Consider the following 21,360-nt stretch of genomic DNA (forward strand, 5'->3'; position numbering starts at 1 on the left):
CTCGTTTAAAATTACGATTTTAGCAAAGCGGGCCTCCGAAAGCCCGTGGCGCTTTCACCCTAGCCACGCATTGCGCAATTTATGGCGGATGTCCAGAAAACCGTGTTGATTCGCCATTCGGCGGAGCAAATGTTCGACCTCGTCACCGACGTCGCCGACTACCCCAACTTCCTGCCGTGGTGCGGCGGCGTCGAGATTCGCCGTCAGGACGAGAGCGGTATGGAGGCGAAGATCGACATCAACTTCAAGGGCATCAAGCAACATTTCGCCACGCGCAACTCGCAAAAGCGGCCCGAGCGCATCGACATGGAATTCGCCGACGGCCCGTTTCGCAAGTTCACGGGCTACTGGCGTTTCACGCCGCTGCGCGCCGACGCCTGCAAGATCGAGTTTGCGCTGCATTACGAGTTTTCAAACATCATTCTCGAGAAGCTCATCGGGCCAGTGTTCCATCACATCGCGAACACCTTCGTCGACTCCTTCGTGAAGCGCGCCGACCAGCGCTACGGCAAGCCATGAGCGCGAATCTTTCCATCGACGTCTGCTATGCGCTGCCGGATGCGCAGACGCTCATCAGCATCGAGCTGCCGACGGGTGCGACCGTCCAGCAGGCCATTGACGCGAGCGGCATTCTCGCGCGCCATCCCGAGATCGATCTGGCGAAGCTCAAGGTGGGCGTGTACGGCAAGCTCAAGCCGCTCGACACCGTGCTCACCGACCACGACCGCGTCGAGATCTATCGGCCGCTGATCGTCGACCCGAAGATGGCGCGCCAACGCCGCGTCGACAAGACGCGCAAGGAAGGCTCGATCGAAGGGCGCAAGTGGCTGCCCAAGGATTCGCGCTAAGGTTCGTGCCGGGTTGTCACGGCTTTGCCGCACGAACGTAATGGGCGGGACAGCTTGCGCTGTCTCGCCCATTCGGTCTTTTGCGGCCCGGCGCGCTCAGGCTGCGGTCGTGCGGCTGCTTCGCGTCGCGTCGACGCTGCGTTGCGCGAGCCGGCTTGCGTTGCCGATGCCTGGCAGATCGCCGTCCGGCACGATGCCGTCGCCGTGCGCGGTATCTTCGGGACCGCCCGAATGCTGGCGCACTGACCAGCTCACGCCCGCCACCAGCAGCACGATCGCCGCGATTTCCAGTCCGCGCGGCAGCCGATGATCGTAGATAAAGCCGTAGAGCAGGGCGAACAGCGTCTCGAAGGCGATCATCTGACCCGAGAGCGTGAGCGGCAGGCGCTTGGCGGCGGCGTTCCACAGACCGTTGCCGAGCCACGAGGCGCCGATCGCGAGCACGAGATTCAACTGCCAGAACGTGGTCCAGCGGCCGGCAGCGACGGTGTCCTGCACCCAGTGCGACGGCACGGCGAGAATGCCGAGCCAGAGCACCCCGCCGAGCGCGCCCGTCACCACGCCCCAGAGCACCGACCATTCATTGCCGCCGAAGTGCGCATTGCGCTGCAGATAACGGGCGTTCTCGACTGCGAACCAGGTCCAGCACACGAGCGCGCCGACGGCGCAGCCAATGCCGGCGATGCGCGTGAGGACGCCAGCACCGCCTGCCTCGCCAGCGGTGAACACGTCCACGTTGATGCACACAATGCCTGCCGCAATCATGGCGAGCGGCAAGGCGAGGCGTGAAAGCGGCGCGGCGCCATGGTCGCGGCGGCCGAGCAGCGTGACCGTGACGGGCAGCACGCCGACGATCAGCGAGGCCGGCGCGATGCCTACCAGATGGATGGCGCTAGCGAGAAACAGGTAATACAGCACGTTGCCCACCAGCGCGAGTTTCACGAGCGCGACAAGATCGGCGCGCGTCAGGCGCGGCCAGACGCGGCGCAGCATGGGCACGAGCGCGGCGAGCGAGACGAGCCCATACATCACATAGCGGCCCGCGCCCAGGAGCAGTGGCGAGAACTCCGCCAGTTGCCGGGGCACGACGAACACCGTTCCCCATAACGCGCCGGCGAGCACGCCGTACAACACACCACGCTGCATTTCTATTGCCTCCAGAAACTTCGGGTGGCCCAATCGTGCAATCGGGCCGCTTTGATAGGACGGCCCGAAGCATAACTGGAGGCGTGCGCACCCGTCTTGTTCAATCCTGCAGCGTGCGTCCGATATTCGGGTCGGAGGCGCGGCGCGCACGCATAGCGCCCACCGGCGCGGCCGGAGCGTGGAAATAATCCCGAAAACGGCGCTAAGCTACTGTTAGCGCTGATGATTTCCAGGGCGCTATCGCGTATAATCTGCTTTTGCGCCTATAGGATTTGCCATGCGTCTGATCCAGAAAGCACTCACGTTCGATGACGTGCTCCTCGTCCCCGCCTTTTCCGACGTTCTCCCGCGCGACACCAGCCTGAAGACCCGGCTGACCCGCAATATCTCCCTGAACATTCCGCTCGTGTCGGCTGCTATGGATACCGTCACGGAAGGCCGTCTGGCAATCGCCATGGCGCAGCAGGGCGGTGTCGGCATCGTTCACAAGAACCTCACGCCGGCCGAGCAGGCGCGCGAGGTCGCGAAGGTGAAGCGCTTCGAGTCGGGCGTCGTGCGCGATCCGATTACGGTTCCGCCGCAAATGAAGGTCGCCGACGTCATCGCGCTCTCGCAGCAGCATGGCATTTCGGGCTTCCCGGTCGTGGAAGGCGCGCAGCTCGTCGGCATCGTCACGAACCGCGACCTGCGTTTCGAAACGCGCCTGGATGAGCCGGTGCGCTCGATCATGACGCCGCGCGAGCGCCTCGTGACCGTCAAGGAAGGCACGCCGCTCGTCGAAGCCAAGGCGCTCATGCACAGCCACCGCCTCGAGCGCGTGCTGGTCGTGAACGACGCGTTCGAGCTGCGCGGTCTCATGACCGTCAAGGACATCACCAAGCAGACCGAGCACCCGGCTGCCTGCAAGGACGAGCACGGCAAGCTGCGCGCGGGCGCGGCAGTCGGCGTCGGTCCGGACAACGAGGAGCGCGTCGAGTTGCTGGTGCAGGCCGGCGTGGACGTGATCGTCGTGGATACGGCGCACGGCCACAGCAAGGGCGTGCTCGAGCGCGTTCGCTGGGTCAAGAAGAACTTCCCGCACGTCGATGTGATCGGCGGCAACATCGCCACGGCCGATGCGGCGCGCGCGCTCGTCGAGTACGGCGCGGACGGCGTCAAGGTCGGTATCGGGCCGGGCTCGATCTGCACGACGCGGATCGTGGCCGGCGTGGGTGTGCCGCAGATCAGCGCGATCTCCAATGTCTCGGAAGCGCTCAAGGGCACGGGCGTGCCGTGCATCGCCGACGGCGGCGTGCGCTACTCGGGCGACGTTTCGAAGGCGCTGGCCGCCGGCGCGAACGCCGTGATGATGGGCAGCATGTTCGCGGGCACCGAAGAGTCGCCGGGCGACGTGTTCCTGTATCAGGGCCGCCAGTACAAGTCGTATCGCGGCATGGGCTCGGTCGGTGCGATGAAGGACGGCGCCGCGGACCGCTACTTCCAGGACAACTCGGCGAACATCGACAAGCTCGTGCCGGAAGGCATCGAAGGCCGTGTCGCCTACAAGGGCCCCATCAACGCGATCCTGTTTCAACTGATCGGCGGCGTGCGCGCCTCGATGGGCTACTGCGGCTGCCGTACGATCGAAGAGCTGCATGCGAAGGCGGAGTTTGTGCAGATTACCGGCGCCGGCCTGCACGAGTCGCACGTGCACGACGTGCAGATCACGAAGGAAGCGCCCAACTATCACGTGGACTAAACCCCGATGAAGCCGCTGCTGCGCGTGCTGCTGGTTGTCGATGCGTTGACGTTGCTGGGGTTCGGCGTGCTGTTCGTTCTCACGCCCTGGACCCAGGTCTACGACGCGCTGCAACTGGTGCAAACGCAGCCGGCGGTCGTTGGGCAGGCTTTCGGCGTGGTGCTGCTGGGTTTCGCGTGGCTCGCGCTGCGCGCGGCCTTCCACGGGGAGATGACCGTGCCAGTGGGCCGCACCGTGGGGCACGTCAACTGGATTGCCGGCGTGCTGATGCTGGTCTGGCTGATTGGGCTGCGTGCGCCGCGGCTCACGGGTTTGGGCCAACTGGTGGCCGGTGCGGTTGGGGTGTGGCTGATCATCCTCGGCCTCGGCGGCGCGCGGCTCGCGGGCGCGGTGCGCAAGCGCCAGAAAGGGCTGGCGAACGGCGCCTCAGCGCAGCAGCGTAAGGCGGAGAAGCAGCGGCCCGAGCGTCGCGACGAGCCGGTCACGTACGCGAAGCCGGGCTTTCTGGGAGCGATGGCGTGGGGCGGCGCGCGCGAGGCGAAACGGCCCGCAGCGCCGGTCGAGCCCGTCGTGGAAGTCCCGACCGTGACGCCCGCAGCCGTTGCGCCGGTGACGCCCCGTCCAGCGCCGGTCACGCCGCCGCCCGCCAGCACGGCGCAAGCTCAAGAGGCTCGCCAGGCGGCTCGCGACGAAGCGGCCGACGCACCGAGGCCGCCGCTGCGTGGCTGAGGCCGCGCGCAGACCCGGCCTCCGAAGCACCAGACTCAATGCGTCCAAAGCAGCGTCCAGAGCACACCCGAATTTGCGCTACCCGGTTCCGCCGTAGTGCGCTGCCTTGTTGGTCCTGATGAATTCACGCTGCGCGCGTTTGCACTGTCGCGCGGCTTTCTGTATCCGTTCTTTTTTTAGGTCTCGTCCGCAGCCATGCACGACAAAATCCTGATTCTCGACTTCGGCTCGCAAGTCACCCAGCTCATCGCGCGCCGCGTGCGCGAAGCCCACGTCTATTCGGAGATCCATCCGTACGATGTGGACGACGCGTTCATTCGCGAATTCGCACCGAAGGGCATCATCCTCTCGGGCGGCCCGAACTCGGTCACCGACACCGACACGCCGCGCGCGCCGCAAGCCGTCTTCGAACTGGGCGTGCCGGTGCTCGGTATCTGCTACGGGATGCAGACGATGGCCGAGCAGCTCGGCGGCAAGGTGGACGGCGGCCATCTGCGCGAATTCGGCTACGCCGAAGTGCGCGCGCGCAACCACACGAGCTTCCTCGAAGGCATCGAAGACTTCCGCACGAGCGAAGGCCACGGCATGCTCAAGGTATGGATGAGCCATGGCGACAAGGTTACGGAAATGCCGCAGGGCTTCCAGTTGATGGCCTCGACGGAGTCGTGCCCGATCGCGGCAATGGCCGACGAAGCGCGCCACTTCTACGGCCTGCAATGGCACCCGGAAGTCACGCACACGGTGCAGGGCCGCGCGATGCTCGAGCGTTTCGTGCTCGGCATCTGCGGCGCCAAGGCCGACTGGGAGATGGGCCACTACATCGACGAAGCCGTCGAGGCTATCCGCAAGCAGGTGGGCAACGAGCACGTGATTCTCGGCCTCTCGGGCGGCGTGGATTCGTCGGTGGCGGCGGCGCTGCTGCATCGTGCGATCGGCGACCAGCTGACCTGCGTGTTCGTCGATCACGGCCTGCTGCGTCTGAACGAAGCCGAGCAGGTGATGTCGATGTTCGCCGACAACCTCGGCGTGAAGGTGATCCATGTCGACGCGAGCGAAGCATTCATGTCGAAGCTCGCGGGTGTGACCGACCCGGAAGCGAAGCGCAAGATTATCGGCGCGGAGTTCGTCGAGGTGTTCCAGGCCGAAGCGGGCAAGCTCACCGACGCCAAATGGCTCGCGCAAGGCACGATCTATCCCGATGTGATCGAGTCGGCCGGCAAGGGCAAGAAGGCCGCGCACACGATCAAGAGCCACCACAACGTGGGCGGTCTGCCGGAAACGCTCAACCTCAAGCTGCTCGAACCGCTGCGTGAACTCTTCAAGGACGAAGTGCGCGAACTGGGCGTGAAGCTCGGTCTGCCGCACGAGATGGTGTATCGCCATCCGTTCCCGGGCCCGGGCCTCGGCGTGCGCATTCTCGGCGAAGTGAAACGCGACTTTGCGGATCTGCTGCGCCGTGCCGATGCGATCTTCATCGAGACGCTGCGTAGCACGATCGACAAGGAGACTGGCAAGTCGTGGTACGAACTCACGAGCCAGGCGTTCGCGGTGTTTCTGCCCGTGAAGAGCGTGGGTGTGATGGGCGATGGGCGTACTTATGAGTATGTCGTCGCGTTGCGCGCGGTGCAGACGCTCGACTTCATGACGGCGCATTGGGCGCATCTGCCGCATGAACTGCTTGGGCATGTGTCGAATCGCATCATTAATGAGGTGCGTGGGATTAATCGTGTTGTTTATGACATTTCGGGGAAGCCGCCGGCGACGATTGAGTGGGAGTGAGGGGTGAAAAAATCCTCTTTTAAATCAATTGGTTACGTCGACGGATAAATAATCGGTGCTCCGGTGATAAATTGCCGGGGTCGATTTCTAACCTATTGAAATATACGGGGATTTTTTCATGTCAATCAGATTCCGTGCCGAGTGGTAGCGGGCCCAATTTGACGGTATTTCTGACGGTATACGGGGGGGCGTGCGCAGAGACCTTCCTGATACCGTCATCGGCGTTGACGGTATACGTGACGGTATCTGGAACGCTACGACAGCGGCTTGATCGCCTGGGCGCCAACGTGTCAGTAGCTCGATTGACAGGGGGCGGCTTCTGACCACGGCTCCCGATTGTCGTCGGGTTGGAAATTGGGATGACATAGCTTATGGAGAGTTAATTTTCTCGCTCCTGGATCTTTGTGAGCCGGACTCCATGTCAGATCGAACCTACGTCAATAGACATCGGGCAGATAGCGGCCAGACTCGGCCAGTCAGCCGAGCGCCCCGATGGTCGTTCGAACGGCAAATCCATCCCGATGGCCGACGCTCGCTCTGGGGAATCTGTCGAGGCGTTCGCGGATTTGCGTAGACGCCGGCAACAGCGTCGCTGATCCCACTTGTCACCCGCCATCTGCCCCTAGTGCAGTTCGGTCCGCTGTTGTATTGTTTCCGCTATTCCACACCCTTAGACAATCCTCCGGTCACATACAGTCCGAAAGGACGAGAGATCGAGTCGAAGCAGAATCCGACACTACAAGATTACTAACATATGTCAAACGCCCCCCTCTCATTCGTTGAACTCCAACAACAGCTGGACAGTGAACGTCGACTGGTGTCGTTCGACAGTTACGACATGACCATCCGGCAGATTTACGACATGTTCGTCGAGGGCGCCATCTTCGTTCCCCCTGAGTACCAGCGGCAGTTTGTATGGAACGAGGGACGCGAATCGGAGCTTATAGAGTCGATTTTTCTTGGAATCCCTGTGCCGAGCCTCTTTATGGCAACGAATCCTGACGCAACATGGGAAATTGTCGATGGGGTTCAACGCCTATCGACGATTGCCCACTTTGTCGGAGATAGCCCAAAGCTGCTTGGATCCATTAACCGAAAAGCTCCGCTTGGGATTTCTGATCTTGAAAAACTGAGCGCATTAAACGATCTGAGGTTCAGTGAGCTTCCAAAATCGATGCAGCTCATGTTTATGACGCGCCCGATTCGAGTCACTGTGCTCAACGACAAAAGTGACCTCAATGTTCGCTTCGACCTTTTTGAGAGACTGAATACGGGCGGCGTTCTTTTGACGAATCAAGAAATACGGAATTGCATTTATCGTGGGCCTTTCAATGATTCGTTGAAAAAAATGGCTGCCCTTGACGATTTCAAAAAGGCGGTGCGACTACGGGAGAGTGACACTAAGAATGGCACTTCGGAGGAATATGCTCTCAGATATTTCGCATATCTTTATAACTACAATAATTTTGAAAAGAGTGTCAAAGATTTTCTCAATAATTACATGAGGGAAAATTCTAGCAAACTCATCTCGCCTTCTAAAATCAACCTATTCAAAAAATCTCTATCAGCTTTAGCGACGGCCTTTCCACATGGAATAACGCGAGGCCAGTCCACTATTACGCCGGCAAATCTTTTTGAAGCACTATCTGTTGGAACTGCCTTAGCCATTCAGGCCGGAACTGTACCTGATATTAAAAAACTGCGGGACCTCGTTGGCAATAAGGAACTAAAAAAACTCACAACAGCCGGAACAAACAACAAACGGATGGTGAGTGGAAGAATTGAATTGGTGCGCGATCATTTGCTATAAAAATGGCACTATTAATCTCACGCACCCCGATGGCCGAAAGATTTCGGGAAATACGAACATTACTTTCACATATTAAGGCGACGGAATCGGCTGAAGTGCCTCCAATAGATACCGAAGAAGTTAAAATTCTTCGCGGGCTGTTTTATGTCCATCTATACGGCGCGCTGGAGCAGTCATTAAACGAAGCTACGGAGAGCTTTCTTCGAGCAGCGTCTGCGCTTGGGCTCCAAAACTTGGATTTGTCCCTGCGCTTCTTGCCCACGGCCATGAATGCACAGTTCAAGGGTCTATCAGACGCTCAGTCGCAGAAAAAATGGCAAAAGCGATTGGATTTTGTCAACTCCATCTATGACGGCCATGCCTGTCGGATTGAGAGTTCCGTCTTCGCTCCTCATTTGCAAAACTCTGAAATGGAGACTATTGCCGATATCGCGAGCTATCTCGGCATTGCCACCGATGCGATTAAAACCAGTCCGGATCGCTTCTTCGTCGATGAGGTGGTGCACAAGCGTCATGAAGTGGCTCACGGGCGGGCAAGCCCCGCTTCAGTGGGAGCGCGAGGGCGTTCACCCGACTTAGAGCTTCGACTCGATGGCGTTCGACGCACTGTGGATTTGTTTGTGGAGTTGCTGGAAAAGCACTTCGACTCATATGCGTTTCTTAACACCCCTGCTCAAACGAAATTCTTGCAGGCTGAAACGGACTAAATCCGCGAAATGTAAGGGTTTTCGATTTGATGCGCTCGGGGACGGATACCGAAGCTTCGGCAAACGAACGCGGTTAGCCGGGGGCAAGCGCAGCGAGCACCTTCGATGATCTCTACGGCAGCGTGCAAAAAATGGTGCGGTCCATCCTGAAAACCGCCGATGAATCCGCGCCTCATCGCGTCTTGTTGCGCATCGTACTCTTTCGCACGTCTATTGCGCCCGAGCCGGCCGCGCGAACGGCCCTTGTACGTTGGAAGCGGCTCTTGTCGCGACCACCGGTCGAGCGTCCGATATGGGTCGACAAGACTCATTCGCCGTTCGGGCGAACGGCCCTTTCCTTCCGTTTTCCGTTATTAGTGCAAGCAGTGTTTGCTGTGTAAATGTAAAGGCGGCCAACGAAGCGTCGGCGGGCCTGCCTGTGGCTTCGCGAGGGCGGGAGGTCGACTATGTGCTCGGCGGACCGTTGCACGCAGGTCGTGGTCGTCAAAAACTCGCGATGAGCGCGCCCCATGTCCGTATGACGTCAAGCTGCTCTACCAGTTTAGTTGAATTGAGCATAAATGCTATCTTCGTGATACATTAACGTCATTAGAGTCTCATGAAGATAGCAAAATGCCGACCCCTCACGCTCCCTCAGCCGGCGTTCGGCGGGCGCTGCGCAAATTGGGCGCCGATATTCACGACGCGCGCCGCCGCCGCCGGTTGACCATGGCTGTGATTGCCGAACGGGCTTTCACGTCAAGAGCGACTTTGCAGCGGGTCGAGGCGGGTGATCCCGGCGTCAGCATCGGCATCTATGCGGCCGTGCTGCAGGCGCTTGGGCTCCTGGATGGACTACTGGAGGTTGCCGACGCCGCCCGGGATACAGTGGGGCAGTCGCTGGCAACTGCCGCATTGCCTCAGCGGGTCCGGTTGCCGCGTGGCGGCGGAGGGAAGGGCGACCATGGTTGATGTCGAGGTACATATCGATCTCGCCGGCACGCCGCAACCGGTGGGACTGCTCCGGCGCCATGCGTCGCGTCGGGAAGAAACGGTCACGTTCGAATATGACGAGACCTGGCTGGCCGACGTCGAGCGCTTTTCGATTGAGCCGGCGCTGGCGTTGACGCGCGGTGTCTTCCCACCGCCGCCTGACCAATCCATCTTTGGTTCGATTGGCGATTCGGCGCCCGATACATGGGGACGCCGCCTCATGCAGCGCGCGGAGCGTCGACAAGCGGAACGTGAAGGACGGCGCGTCCGCACGCTAGGTGAACTGGATTATCTGCTGGGCGTAGCGGATGAAACGCGCTTGGGCGCGCTGCGATTTCGCTGGAACGGAGAAGACGAACTCCAGGCGCCCGTGCCTGCCGGTGTCCCTGCGCTGATCGAATTGGGGCGGCTGCTGCAAATCACCGAGCGCATCCTGCGGGACGAGGAGACCGATGAGGATTTGCAACTGATCTTCGCGCTTGGGTCGTCACTCGGCGGCGCACGTCCCAAGGCCTCGGTCATCGACCAGCACGGCCATTTGTCGATTGCCAAATTCCCCAAAGAGACCGACGAATACAGTATCGAGGCCTGGGAGGAAGTCGCCCTCCGATTGGCTGAACGTGCCGGCATTTCCACCCCGCATCACGAACTGCTCCAGGTAGCGGGCAAGCCTGTGCTGCTGTCGCGTCGCTTCGATCGAGCCGGGAGTATTCGCATTCCCTTTCTCTCGGCCATGTCGATGACAGGATCGCGGGACGGCCAACGCGGCAGCTATCCCGAACTGGTTGATGTACTGACACAACACGGTGCGAAGGCGCGGGCCGATGCCGCACAGTTGTATCGCCGCGTGACCTTCAATGTTCTGATCTCCAATGTCGACGACCATTTGCGCAACCACGGTTTCCTCTGGGCCGGCCGCGACGGCTGGGTATTATCACCGGCCTATGACCTCAATCCCACGCCAACCGACGTCAAGGCGCGCATCCTGACGACCAACATCGATCTCGACGAGGGGACGTGTTCGGTCGGCCTCCTGGAAAATGCGGCGGAGTTTTTCGGCTTGTCGCTGAAACAGGCTCGGGCCACGATTCGTGAGGTGGCGGACGTGACCCGGACATGGCAAGCAGTTGCCGAGGAGGTTGGCTGCAGGCGCGCAGAGATCGTCCGCATGGCAAGCGCCTTCGAGCACGACGATCTAAGTGCAGCATTGCGGTTGTGACGATATCAAGGACCACGTCCGAACGAGCCTGACGGCATCGCCTGGCGGTACCGTCACCTTCCGCTACGACTATTACCTCAATGGACGCCGCGAGACGCTGACCGTCAAGCGCTATGGCCCGGGCGGCATCTCACTGGCGATGGCGCGCTGTGCAAAAGCATAGCGCGCCAAGTGCTCACGGATGCCATCGAAGCGCAGCTGTGTGCCTATGCCTTATTGCTGATTAGCCTCGAACTTTTCGCTCAAGGCACTGTTGAACGGCGACGCATCACTGGTGACCAGGCAGTTGTAAGCCTTGCCCTTGTTGAGTACCAGAATCGACGATTTGGCGCCCTTGAAATGGGTTCCGATCGAGAACAACACATAATTGTTCGGCAGCGTATCAGGATGGAACGCGCCGAACGCGTACTGCCCCTCAATGCCCAGCGGCGCAAGTTCGATCGTGAGCAATGCCGGCTTTATAGCCTGCGGAGACGGTAGCATCGACGCTGCGCTCATGAGCAGCGTTTGTGAATCGATCGAATATTGCGTGCTGACGGTAATACCCAGATACCGCGAGTTCGCAGACGACACCTGCTTGCGGCAGGCGGCGATATCCTCCGGCTTCTGGTCAGGCTGCCCGGTCTGCAGCGTCGCGAACACGTGGTTCAGTCGGACCTTTGCCGATCTCGTGACCGGTGCCGCGAAAGCAGCGCCGGTATAAGACATGGCAGTCAGCGACAACGCACTGCACGCCAGCAGGTAACCTAAACGATGATTTTTAAGGCGCATATGGATTCCTTCCTTGTTGGAGTGATACCAGGAATAGGGGCACAGAAAACACGGTTTCACCAAACGCCAAACATTGGCAGGCCAAATGCGGGAAAATCTGTTAGTCAAACTTATGACCCTGCTTCCGCAAACCGGTCTGTCCATTTCTGCTCGAATTTCATTGCCCTGAAATGCTCGATGACGAAGTCGATGAATGCCCGCGAGCGCGCCGGAAGATAGCTGCTGCTCGGATACGCGATATTGATATCGATCGACGGCAGCTTCCAGTCGCGCAATACGCGAACGAGTGACCCGGCGCGCACGTCGTCGTAATGCAAATAGTTGGGTTGAACGAGCATACCTAACCCACCGAGCGCGGCCTGTCTGAGAATCTGCGCTTCGTTTGCGCTTGCCACGCCGCGTATCGTTTTCGTGATGGTTTCGCCGTCGCGCTCGAAATGCAGGTCCTTCGGATAGGTCGTGTGCAGATAGGTCAGGAAATCGTGCTCGTCCAGGTCATCGGGATGCGTCGGTGTACCCCGCCTCGCGAGATATGACGGCGACGCGACGATCGCTCGTGAGGTGCGCGCGAGACGCCGCACAGTGATGCTCGAATCGGGTTCCGCGTAGCGCGTCCTGAACGCGACATCGATTCCGCTATCGATGATGTTGTCGTAGCGATTGGCTGCAATCACCTCGACGATCACATCGGGATAACGCTGTCTGAACAAGGGTAGCAATGGCCCGATGTGGATCATGCAAAATGAGAGCGGCCCCGTGACGCGCAGATTTCCCGCAACGTGCGCCGTCGCTGCCGCTGCCGCCGTTTCGGCCTCCTCGATTTCGGCGACAGCGCTCTTGCAGCGAGCGTAGAACGCTTCGCCCGACTCCGTGAGCCACAGGCGCCTTGTGTTCCGTTCGACGAGCCGCACAGAAAGGCGGCGCTCCAGCTCCGCGAGATACCGGCTGGCCGCAGCGTTCGATTGCCCGAGCGCTTCGGCGGCCCTGCTCATGCTGCCCGTCTCGGCAATCTGAATGAACAGGCGCAACTGATTCCAGTAGTCCACTCCCCACTCCAGTTTTCCAGTAGCCAAAAAACTGATTTCACGAACCGATATTGTTCGTCGTTGATCCACGTCATATCTTTTCACAACCGTGTGCAGTCGCACATTAGCGATAGCCCGCACGCCATCCGTACGGCGCACCGGTCCACGAGACCGGTAGTTCATCCCTGCTTCGACTTCGACGGCGCCCGGCGCGCTGATATGTGAATCTTTTGCCTGGAGAATTTCAATGCTTGCTGCTTCCGATAACGATCTGCTGACACAGGTGGGCCCCGATAAGCCCATGGGCAAACTGATGAGACAGTTCTGGGTGCCGGTCTGTCTCTCATCCGAGCTTGTCCGCGATGGGGAGCCGCTGCGCGTGATGTTGCTGGGGGAACGCCTGATCGCGTTCCGCGACACCGATGGCAAGGTCGGTGTGATGGATCACCGCTGCCCGCACCGCTGCGCGTCGATGTATTTCGGTCGTAATGAGGAAGGCGGGGTGCGCTGCGTCTACCACGGCTGGAAATTCGACACCGAAGGCAACTGTGTCGACATGCCCAACGTGCCGCCCGAGCAGGACTTCAAGAACCGCGTGAAGGCGAAGGCATACAAGGTGCTGGAGCGCACGGGCCTCGTGTGGGCCTACATGGGGCCGCGCGAGCAGCCGCCGGCGTTCCCGAACATGGACTGCCTGCAGATTCCGGAAGGCGAGCGGTCGGTGTTCGTTCATCAGCGCGACTGCAACTGGCTTCAGTCGGCCGAGGGCGATATCGACACGTCGCACTTCGGTTTTCTTCATGTCGGCGGTCTGGAGGTCGACGAAGTCGATCCCGAATCGATGCACAAATGGGGTATCGTGGGCCGCGCGCCGGAATACAGCGTGAAGGAAACGCCGTGGGGTACGATGTACGCGGCGTATCGCGCCGCCGAGCAGGGCGAATTGTATTATCGCTTTGCCCACTTCCTGTTCCCGTTCTTCACGTTCACGCCCAATGGCAGCTTCAACGATCTGATCGCATGCACGATCAACGTGCCGATGGATGACGAACATACGATGTCCTATCGTATTGCCTGGGACAAGCGGACCATGCCGCTGCAGACGCTCAAGACCGGGGAACCGATTCCGGGTCTCGCGGCCGATATGGAGTTCCTGCCGCGTACCAACGACTGGTTCGGCCGCTGGCGGCTCGTGGCCAATCGCGAGAATGATTACTTCATCGATCGCGAGCAGCAGCGCACGGTGAGCTTCACCGGCATTCAGGGCATCGGGCGGCAGGACCAGGCGGTGATCGAGAGCATGGGGGCAGTCGTCGATCGCACCTTCGAGCATCTGGCCGCGAGCGACCGGATGATCATGGTGACGCGTCGTCGCCTGATCCAGGCGGCGCGCGCGCTCGTGGAGAACGGCGAAGCGCCGGAGGCGGTCGACAATCCGGATGTCTATCTCGGTGCGAGGGGCGGCTCGTTCATCGCGTCGGACAAGCTCGACTGGCAGCAGGCCTACGAGCAGAATCTGGAACTCGCTGTGCGTAAAGCGGGCGAACCCGAGCGGGCACTGGACGCGGGCTGACTTGCGCCCGCCCGTCAACGCGACGGACGGTCGATAGCCGGACAAGGCGCGTTCCAACGCAGGCGCGCCGACGGCTCACAACATAACCTGTCAGGATGGAGAGACACCCCGCATGGAACCCCACGCAGACGCTCCGGTCGAGTTGCCGGATGCACTGGGTCGACTCGCAGCAAGAGCAGACGATCGCCCGGAGACAATTCGCAAGGTCGGTCGCCGTATGACCTGGCTGATGTTCGCGCTGAACTTCGTCGCCGTGCTGGACCGTGGCAATCTCGGCTTCGCCGCGCTGCAGATGAACAAGGATCTCGGTTTGACCAGCGCCACCTTCGGCATCGGCGTGGGCGTATTCTTTTTCGCCTATTCGCTGCTGGAAGTCCCGAGCAACATGATGATGGCTCGCTACGGCGCACGCCTCACGATCGCGCGGATCGCGATCGCATGGGGGCTGGTGCAGATGCTGATGGCGTTCGAGACGGGGCCCACCTCGTTCTATGTGCTGCGGGCATTGCTCGGTGCCGCCGAGGCGGGCCTGGCGCCTGGCATGCTGCTGTACATCAGCTACTGGTTTCCGTACTCGTATCGGGCACGCTACAACGCGGTATTCGCGTACGCGATTCCCGCATCGTATGCGGTGGCCTCCATCGTGTCGGGCTCGATACTGCAGATGAACGGCCTGTTTGGCCTGGCCGGCTGGAAGTGGTTGTTCCTGCTCGAAGGTTTTCCCGCCATCGCGCTCGGCATCATCACGCTGCTCTATCTCACGGACCGGCCCGCCCAGGCGCACTGGCTTACGCCCGACGAGCGGAGCTGGCTGCAGACGACGATCGACCGCGAAGCGCTGCTGGCTGGCAGCAGTCCGCACGCGCGGCTGCGCGACGTCGTGCGGCACCCGACCGTGCTGCTGCTTGCCGCCGTCAATACGGGCATCTACGGCGGACTCGCGACGCTCGGTGCGTGGCTGCCGCAGATCGTCCGCTCGTTCGGATTGCCGCTGCACTGGATAGGGCCGGTCGCGGCCATTCCGCCGCTCGTGGCCGTGGTCGGCATGTTCTTCATCGCCCGCCACTCGGACCGGACGCGCGAGCGCGTCTATCACACGTTCTTCCTGCTGCTGGTCGCCGCGTTGGGCTACGTGGTCGTCACGATTTCGGCCGGACCGGCGGCGACGATCGTGGGCTTCGTCATCGCGAATGTCGCTGTCTATTCGGTCAATACCATCTTCTGGACGATGCCCCAGTCGTATCTGCCGAAGGAAATCACCGCCACCGGTATCGCGTTCGTCAATGCGATGGGCAGTATGACCGGCTTCGTCGTGATCGCGATGATCGGCCGCGTGCAGGGATGGATGGGTAGCCTGACCGCGGGTTTTCCCATCGTCTGCGGAGTGTTCGTCATCGCGAGCATTGCGGTGCTGACCCTTGCGGCCCGTCTGAAACGGGGGAAGTCCGCGATCGTCGCATCCTGAGCCGTAAAAATGCCGATTCCCAATCGGCAATCGACATAACAATTAGGAAGACTATATATCATGAGAATGGACAGGAGACTCGGTATCGTGTTTTTGGGGTTCGTCGCCGGACAGGCCCACGCGCAGTCCAGCGTGACACTCTACGGTCTGATCGACGAGGGATTGATGTACACGAATAGCGTACAGACGAGCGCAGCCCCAGGGGCACACAACGGCAAGTCGCAGGTGGCGCTCGTCGACGGCGCGTCCGGCATCGGCGGCACGCGTTGGGGGATTACGGGTGCTGAGGATCTCGGTGGCGGTCTCAAGGCGATCTTCACCCTCGAAAACGGTTTCAACATCAATACTGGAGGCCTCGCGCAAGGTGGCCTGATGTTCGGGCGACAAGCGTTCGTCGGTCTGTCCGCGCCGATGGGCACCGTGACGGTCGGGCGCCAGTACAACACGATGACCGACTTTGTTTTCCCGACGTCCGTGGCGGGGCTCGTGCCGGGACATATGGGCGCGCATCCGGACGACATCGACGATCTCGGGCACTCGCAGCGCATCAACAATACGATCAAGTTCAAGTCGGCGACTTTCCATGGCTTTACCGTCGGTGGCATGTACGGGCTTGGTGGCGTCGCCGGCAATTTCACCGGCAAGCAGTTCTGGTCGGGAGCCGTGAGCTATGCAAGCGGTCCGCTCACCGTCGCGGCGGGGTACACCGACGCGCGCAATCCCAACCTCTCGTACTTCGGCACGGGCGGGACGTCCGGCCCGGCGACGAGCAACAACATGGGATCCATCGGCTCGGCAACCGAGGCCTCGTCGAATCCGGTGTTTTCGGGTTACGCGTCCGCACGTTCCCTGCGCATCGCGGAAGGCGGAGCGCGGTATCAGATCGGCGACGGCACCGTCGGCGCCACGTTCAGTCACATAAATTTCGCCAATCTCGGCGATCTGACCTCGGGACCCAATCCACTCGGCTTTGCCGGTTCCGCGATTTTCAACGACGTGGAAATCAACGGCGGATATTCATTCGGCCCCGCATTTCAGGTGGCGGCCGCATACGACTATCTGCACGGATCGAGCGTGAGTGGAAAGGCCGGGCCGACCGGCGGTGTGACGTATCACCAGGGACTCCTGTCCGCTGCGTATTTCCTTTCCAAGCGCACCGAACTCTATGCCATTGCGATCTACCAGAAGGCGACTGGTAAAGACTCGCTGAATCAACCCGCCGTGGCATCCATTACGGGTGTGTCGCCCTCGGCAACGGATCATCAGGCTGTCGTCCGGCTTGGGATCATTCACCGTTTCTGAAATTCGATGAAAGGTTTGCTCAATCGCAGCATGTGGCCCGTCAGGCTGATGGCAATCAGGCTGGCCGCCGAACAGGTGAACATCTATGAATTCGCTACGCTCGACGGTTCGCCATTCTGCTCTTACGAACCTGGCGCGCACGTGGATCTCCAGCTGAGAGACGATCTGGTGCGCCAGTATTCGCTTCTGCCGGGCGACGACGGGCGCCTGAGGGTCGCGGTGCAGACCGACGAAACGGGGCGGGGCGGGTCTCGTTTTCTCGCACGCGAGGCGCACGTCGGAGACGTGTACTTCGTAAGCGAGGCGCGCAATCACTTCCCGCTCGTACGCACCGCGAGCCACAGCGTGTTGATCGCCGGCGGCATCGGGATCACGCCGCTTTACGGGATGCTCGTCGACCTGGAGCGCCGCGGCGCGTCATGGGAATTGCACTACGCGGTCCGCAGCGATGCGAAGACCGTCTTCGGTGAGGCGTTGCGTGGCTACGGAGACAAGGTTCGCATCGTGCGCTCGGATCATCCCGGGGACGGACGCGTCGATATTGCGAAGGTCATCGAGGCCGCGCCCGCCGGCAGTGAGTTCTATTGCTGCGGTCCAGAGAGGATGGTCGATGCGTTCGTCGACGCAGCGACAGGCCTGCCGTCGGAGAAAGTGCATCTCGAACGCTTTTCGGCGACGACGGGAATCGCTGCAGCAGGGGGCTTCGAGGTGCGGCTGGAGCGCAGCGGAAAACAGCTGTTCGTCGCAGAGGGGAATACGATTCTGCAGACGCTGCGAGATGCCGGATTCGCGATGCCGTCCTCGTGCGAACAGGGGGTGTGCGGCGTTTGCGAATCACGTGTGCTGTCCGGTGAGCCCGACCATCGCGACCACGTACTGAGTGCGGCCGAACGGGCGAAGGGCGACACCATGATGATCTGCTGCTCGGGCAGCCGCGGGCCGCTACTTGTGCTGGATCTTTAGCCTGGAAAATACGTTGTTTCGAATCAGTTGCATGTGCGCGTTCGTTCCGGTTCACGCACGTGGTCCGAAAATTCTGGAGAGCTTATGGTAAAGGTTGCCGTTGCAGGATGTGGTGTGGTCGGGTCGTCGTGGGCGCTGGTATTTGCACGGGCCGGGTTCGACGTCAGGGTGTGGGACGCCGCGCCGGAGGTCGCCCGACAGGCGAGTACATTCGTGAGCAATGCGCTTGTGCGCGACGGCGTCGAATCGACGATTGCGCCCGTGCGGGTCTGCGCGTCGCTGGAGGATGCGCTCGACGGCGTCGATTACGTGCAGGAAAGCGCGCCCGAGCGCCTTGAGATCAAGCGCGATCTGTATCGTCGAATCGATACGCTCGCGGCGCGCGATGTCGTGCTCGCCAGTTCGACTTCGGGTCTGCCCGCGTCGTCGTTCACCGACCATCTGGCGAACCGCGCGCGATGCCTCGTCGTGCATCCGATTAATCCGCCGCATCTGATTCCGCTCGTCGAACTGGTACCCGCTCCCTGGACCGACGATGGCGTCGTCGAGCGCGCCGCCGCGCTGATGGTGCGTGCGGGGCAGGCGCCCATCCGGCTTTCCCGCGAAATCAACGGCTTCGTCGTCAACCGGCTGCAGGGCGCGTTGCTCGGCGAGGCGTTTCGCCTCGTGGAAGACGGTGTGTGCAGCGTCGCCGATATAGACCGCGCGATCGCGGACGGTCTCGGCCTGCGATGGTTCTTCATGGGGCCGTTCGAGACGATCGACCTGAATGCGCAGCACGGCATCGCCGAATATTGCCGCAACCTTGGCCCGATGTACTACGGCCTCGCGAAAGAGCAGGCGGATGCGCGCGAATGGGGACCCGATCTGGTCGCTGAAGTTGAGAGACAGTGCAGGCAGGTGACCGCCGCGGAGAATCTGCCTGCACGGCGGGCCTGGCGAGATCGTTGTCTGGCCGCGCTGGCCGACGTCAAACAGCGCGTGCTCGGCGCGCAGTCGAGCACCGTCTGACGTTTTGATGCGGTCGCTGGAAGGTCTGGCTCGCCACCCGCCGAACCTCCTGCGCAAGCCGGGCTATCCGGGCCCCGGCTCGCGCCCGGCTACGCGCTCAATGTTTCAGGCACGTATCCGCGTTTTTCCAGGTGCAAACGTCGAGACCCGTGTGAACGATCGGCTTCACCGTCTTCCCCTCCGCCAGATCGCGCATCACCATCGCCGCCTGATAGCCCATTTCCTCAGGCCGCTGCCCGACCAGCGCGTTGACCTTGTGATCCTTGAGGGCCTGCAGCTCCGGCCCGAGCGTATCGGCTGAAACGATCACGAACTGGCCGCTGTTGATCTTGTCCATGATCGGCGCGACGACCTGCGAATACGCCTCGGGTGCGAAGAGCGGCCAGCCGCCCTCGAACACGAACGCCTGCAGCGTGCCGGCGTTCGCGGTGAGCGTGTCCTGCATCATCTGGTTCGCTTTCGCGGCGTCGTCGTTCACGTAGAGCGGGCAGGCGCTGATCTCATGCCAGTTGTTTTCGCCCGCCAGCTTCTTGATGCCTTTCTTGCCCGAGAGCACGTCGCGCGTGCCCTGGGCGCGCTGGTTGATGTTCTCGGCCGCGGGGTTGCCCATCACGAGGCAGATGTTGCCGCCCTTGGGCATCAGCATCTTCAACTGTTCGCCAAGCTTCACGCCCAGCTCGTAGTTGTCGGTGCCCACATACGCCTTGCGCAGCGACTGGTCCTTCGGCAGCAGATCGGCATCCGCGGTGATGATCGGGATCTTCGCGTTGCGGCGGCGGATCACTTCGGCAATGGCCGGCGCATTCGACGGCGAAATGGCGATCGCTGCCACGCCCTTGGTCAGCAGGTCGTCGACGATCTGCACTTCGGCGCTTTCGTCCGCGGCTGTCGCGGGTCCGGTGTAGTAGCAGTTGTAACCCTGTTTGCCGAGCTCCTTGTTCGCCCGGTCGCAGCCCTGGTGCATGAGATCGAAGTACGGATTGTCGAGGCCCTTCACGACCAGCGCGAGGGTCTTGTCCGCTGCATAGGCGGAAGAGGCCAGCATGGCGAGCCCTCCGATCGCAGCGAGATACTTCCACGCTTTCTTCATGGTTTCCTCCTGTTTGGCGCCGGTTGTACGGCGCGCGTGTCTCGTACAGTTTTCTTCATCGGAAGGAAAGCCCGCGCCCGTGCCTTGGGCTTCCTGCGGAACCTTGCGTTATGTGTGATGGCTGGCGCCCGGCGGTTCCGCGTGCAGTCCGGCCGCGCCTCCCTGAAACCGGTTCAGTCTTCTTGCCGCTCGCCGCCCAGCCGGTTGAACAGCACGGCGATGATGATGAAGCCGCCCACCACGGTGCCTTGCCAGAACGAGTCGACGCCGAGCAGGATCAGGCTGTTGCGGATCACTTCGATGAGCGCGGCGCCGACGATCGTGCCCAACGCGCTGCCCACGCCGCCCGCGAGATTGGTGCCGCCGATCACCGTGGCGGCGATCACACGCAGCTCGTCGCCGGTGCCAAGGCCGGTAGTCACCGCGCCGAGCCAGCCCACTTCCAGAACGGCCGCGACGCCTGCCATCAGTCCGCCCAGCACATAGACAGAACAGATCACGCGGCGCACCGGCACGCCGGTGAGATTCGCCGCATGACGGTTGCCGCCGACCGCAAAGACATAGCGGCCCCAGCGCGTGAAGGCGAAGGCGAACCAGAACAGCACGCCGAGGACGATCAGAAACCACACGGGATTGGCCACGCCGAGCGTCTTGCCGCCGCCGAGCACGAGGAGCTTGTGTCCGTCGGGTCCGAATTCGAAGATCGTCCGGCTGCCGGAGATCACGAGCGCGAGGCTGCGGCCTACGCTCAGCATCCCCAGCGTCACGACGAACGGCTGCATGTTGAGATACGCGATGAGCAGGCCGTTCACGAGGCCGACGAGCCCCGCCGTGAGCAGGCCGAGGCCGATGCCGGCCCAGATCGGGAAGCCCGCATTCATCGTGACGGAAAGCACGATGCCGCTCAGGCCGATCGTCGAGCCGACCGAAATGTCGATCCCGCCCGTGACGATGATGGCCATCATCCCCAGCGCGACGATGGCGACGAAAGCGAAGTTGCGCGTGACGTTGAAGAGGTTCTGCTGCGTGGCGAACGTCGAGGTGACGAACGAGAGCAGGACGCAGGCAACGAGCGTGGCAAGCACGACCCAGAACACCTGGCTCGCGAGCAATCCGCTCCAGCGCGTGTGGGTCTTCGCGGACTGGGGGTCGTCAAGCAGTGTCGGCATGGGGTTTGGCCTTTGCGGCGCATCGTTCAATTTCGGGTCTCCT

At 61.5% G+C, this 21,360-nt stretch carries 19 protein-coding genes and 1 pseudogene; 15 read left to right on the forward strand and 5 right to left on the reverse strand.

The genetic code is table 11. The annotated features are described in order from the left end of the window. Window positions 1–81: 81 nt before the first annotated feature. Together C7411_RS07600 and C7411_RS07605 are read left to right on the forward strand one after the other, a co-directional pair. Window positions 82–519, forward strand: a complete 438-nt coding sequence (locus tag C7411_RS07600; protein WP_042265786.1) for a type II toxin-antitoxin system RatA family toxin — start codon at window positions 82–84, stop codon at window positions 517–519. Then, the gene (locus C7411_RS07605; RefSeq protein ID WP_110384071.1) at window positions 516–848 is read left to right on the forward strand and encodes an RnfH family protein; all 333 of its coding nucleotides are present in this window, start codon (window positions 516–518) and stop codon (window positions 846–848) included. Before C7411_RS07600 ends, C7411_RS07605 begins: the two co-directional genes overlap by 4 nt. 96 nt (window positions 849–944) lie before the next feature. On the opposite strand, the gene C7411_RS07610 is transcribed toward C7411_RS07605, so the two are convergent. Beyond that, window positions 945–1,994, reverse strand: coding sequence for a DMT family transporter (locus C7411_RS07610; protein ID WP_110384072.1), 1,050 nt, complete (start codon window positions 1,992–1,994; stop codon window positions 945–947). Window positions 1,995–2,271: 277 nt separating this feature from the next. Here C7411_RS07610 and guaB point away from each other — a divergent pair, with 277 nt between their 5' ends. The 8 genes and pseudogenes from guaB to C7411_RS39115 all read left to right on the forward strand — a co-directional run. Continuing rightward, entirely contained in the window at window positions 2,272–3,732 is a 1,461-nt protein-coding gene (guaB, locus tag C7411_RS07615) for an IMP dehydrogenase (RefSeq protein ID WP_110384073.1), read from the forward strand. Window positions 3,733–3,738: 6 nt separating this feature from the next. Further along, window positions 3,739–4,461 (forward strand): hypothetical protein, encoded by a 723-nt coding sequence (locus C7411_RS07620; RefSeq protein WP_110384074.1) that lies wholly within the window; start codon window positions 3,739–3,741, stop codon window positions 4,459–4,461. A 195-nt stretch (window positions 4,462–4,656) separates the two neighbouring features. Beyond that, on the forward strand, window positions 4,657–6,240 hold the full coding sequence (gene guaA / locus C7411_RS07625; RefSeq protein WP_110384075.1) for a glutamine-hydrolyzing GMP synthase: 1,584 nt from the start codon (window positions 4,657–4,659) through the stop codon (window positions 6,238–6,240). A 754-nt stretch (window positions 6,241–6,994) separates the two neighbouring features. Then, window positions 6,995–8,050, forward strand: a complete 1,056-nt coding sequence (locus tag C7411_RS07630; RefSeq protein ID WP_110384076.1) for a DUF262 domain-containing protein — start codon at window positions 6,995–6,997, stop codon at window positions 8,048–8,050. Window positions 8,051–8,079: 29 nt separating this feature from the next. After that, window positions 8,080–8,757, forward strand: coding sequence for an MAE_28990/MAE_18760 family HEPN-like nuclease (locus tag C7411_RS07635; protein WP_133253622.1), 678 nt, complete (start codon window positions 8,080–8,082; stop codon window positions 8,755–8,757). Window positions 8,758–9,420: 663 nt separating this feature from the next. Next, the gene (locus C7411_RS07640; RefSeq protein ID WP_243413080.1) at window positions 9,421–9,708 is read left to right on the forward strand and encodes a helix-turn-helix domain-containing protein; all 288 of its coding nucleotides are present in this window, start codon (window positions 9,421–9,423) and stop codon (window positions 9,706–9,708) included. Next, window positions 9,701–10,948 carry a type II toxin-antitoxin system HipA family toxin gene (locus tag C7411_RS07645; protein WP_110384079.1) on the forward strand — a complete coding sequence of 416 codons (1,248 nt, stop codon included), beginning with the start codon at window positions 9,701–9,703 and terminating at the stop codon, window positions 10,946–10,948. The genes C7411_RS07640 and C7411_RS07645 overlap by 8 nt, the downstream gene beginning before the upstream one ends. Before the next feature lie 28 nt (window positions 10,949–10,976). Further along, window positions 10,977–11,096, forward strand: a pseudogene (locus C7411_RS39115) (tyrosine-type recombinase/integrase); the annotation flags it as partial. A gap of 65 nt (window positions 11,097–11,161) precedes the next feature. Here C7411_RS39115 and C7411_RS07655 read toward each other — a convergent pair. Together C7411_RS07655 and C7411_RS07660 are read right to left on the reverse strand one after the other, a co-directional pair. Then, window positions 11,162–11,719 carry a hypothetical protein gene (locus C7411_RS07655; RefSeq protein WP_207786526.1) on the reverse strand — a complete coding sequence of 186 codons (558 nt, stop codon included), beginning with the start codon at window positions 11,717–11,719 and terminating at the stop codon, window positions 11,162–11,164. Window positions 11,720–11,829: 110 nt separating this feature from the next. Then, the gene (locus tag C7411_RS07660; RefSeq protein ID WP_309147576.1) at window positions 11,830–13,047 is read right to left on the reverse strand and encodes a LysR family transcriptional regulator; all 1,218 of its coding nucleotides are present in this window, start codon (window positions 13,045–13,047) and stop codon (window positions 11,830–11,832) included. Here C7411_RS07660 and C7411_RS07665 point away from each other — a divergent pair. From C7411_RS07665 to C7411_RS07685, 5 genes are all read left to right on the forward strand, one after another. Continuing rightward, complete coding sequence (locus C7411_RS07665) at window positions 13,046–14,317, forward strand: Rieske 2Fe-2S domain-containing protein (protein WP_243413081.1); 1,272 nt, start codon at window positions 13,046–13,048, stop codon at window positions 14,315–14,317. The two genes, C7411_RS07660 and C7411_RS07665, sit on opposite strands and share 2 nt — an antisense overlap. A gap of 112 nt (window positions 14,318–14,429) precedes the next feature. Next, window positions 14,430–15,782 carry an MFS transporter gene (locus C7411_RS07670; RefSeq protein WP_110384083.1) on the forward strand — a complete coding sequence of 451 codons (1,353 nt, stop codon included), beginning with the start codon at window positions 14,430–14,432 and terminating at the stop codon, window positions 15,780–15,782. Between the two features lie 60 nt (window positions 15,783–15,842). After that, entirely contained in the window at window positions 15,843–17,084 is a 1,242-nt protein-coding gene (locus tag C7411_RS07675; RefSeq protein ID WP_243413082.1) for a porin, read from the forward strand. 6 nt (window positions 17,085–17,090) lie between these two features. Continuing rightward, window positions 17,091–18,047 carry a PDR/VanB family oxidoreductase gene (locus C7411_RS07680; RefSeq protein ID WP_110384085.1) on the forward strand — a complete coding sequence of 319 codons (957 nt, stop codon included), beginning with the start codon at window positions 17,091–17,093 and terminating at the stop codon, window positions 18,045–18,047. 84 nt (window positions 18,048–18,131) lie between these two features. Beyond that, window positions 18,132–19,058 (forward strand): 3-hydroxyacyl-CoA dehydrogenase, encoded by a 927-nt coding sequence (locus C7411_RS07685; protein WP_110384086.1) that lies wholly within the window; start codon window positions 18,132–18,134, stop codon window positions 19,056–19,058. A gap of 97 nt (window positions 19,059–19,155) precedes the next feature. Here the strand turns inward: C7411_RS07685 and C7411_RS07690 are convergent, their stop codons facing one another. Next, on the reverse strand, window positions 19,156–20,148 hold the full coding sequence (locus C7411_RS07690) for a sugar-binding protein (RefSeq protein ID WP_165822760.1): 993 nt from the start codon (window positions 20,146–20,148) through the stop codon (window positions 19,156–19,158). A gap of 173 nt (window positions 20,149–20,321) precedes the next feature. Continuing rightward, complete coding sequence (locus C7411_RS07695) at window positions 20,322–21,317, reverse strand: ABC transporter permease (RefSeq protein ID WP_110384087.1); 996 nt, start codon at window positions 21,315–21,317, stop codon at window positions 20,322–20,324. Between the last annotated feature and the right edge of the window lie 43 nt (window positions 21,318–21,360).

The organism is Paraburkholderia silvatlantica (genome assembly GCF_003096715.1).
In the GTDB taxonomy this organism is placed as follows: Bacteria; Pseudomonadota; Gammaproteobacteria; order Burkholderiales; family Burkholderiaceae; genus Paraburkholderia; species Paraburkholderia silvatlantica.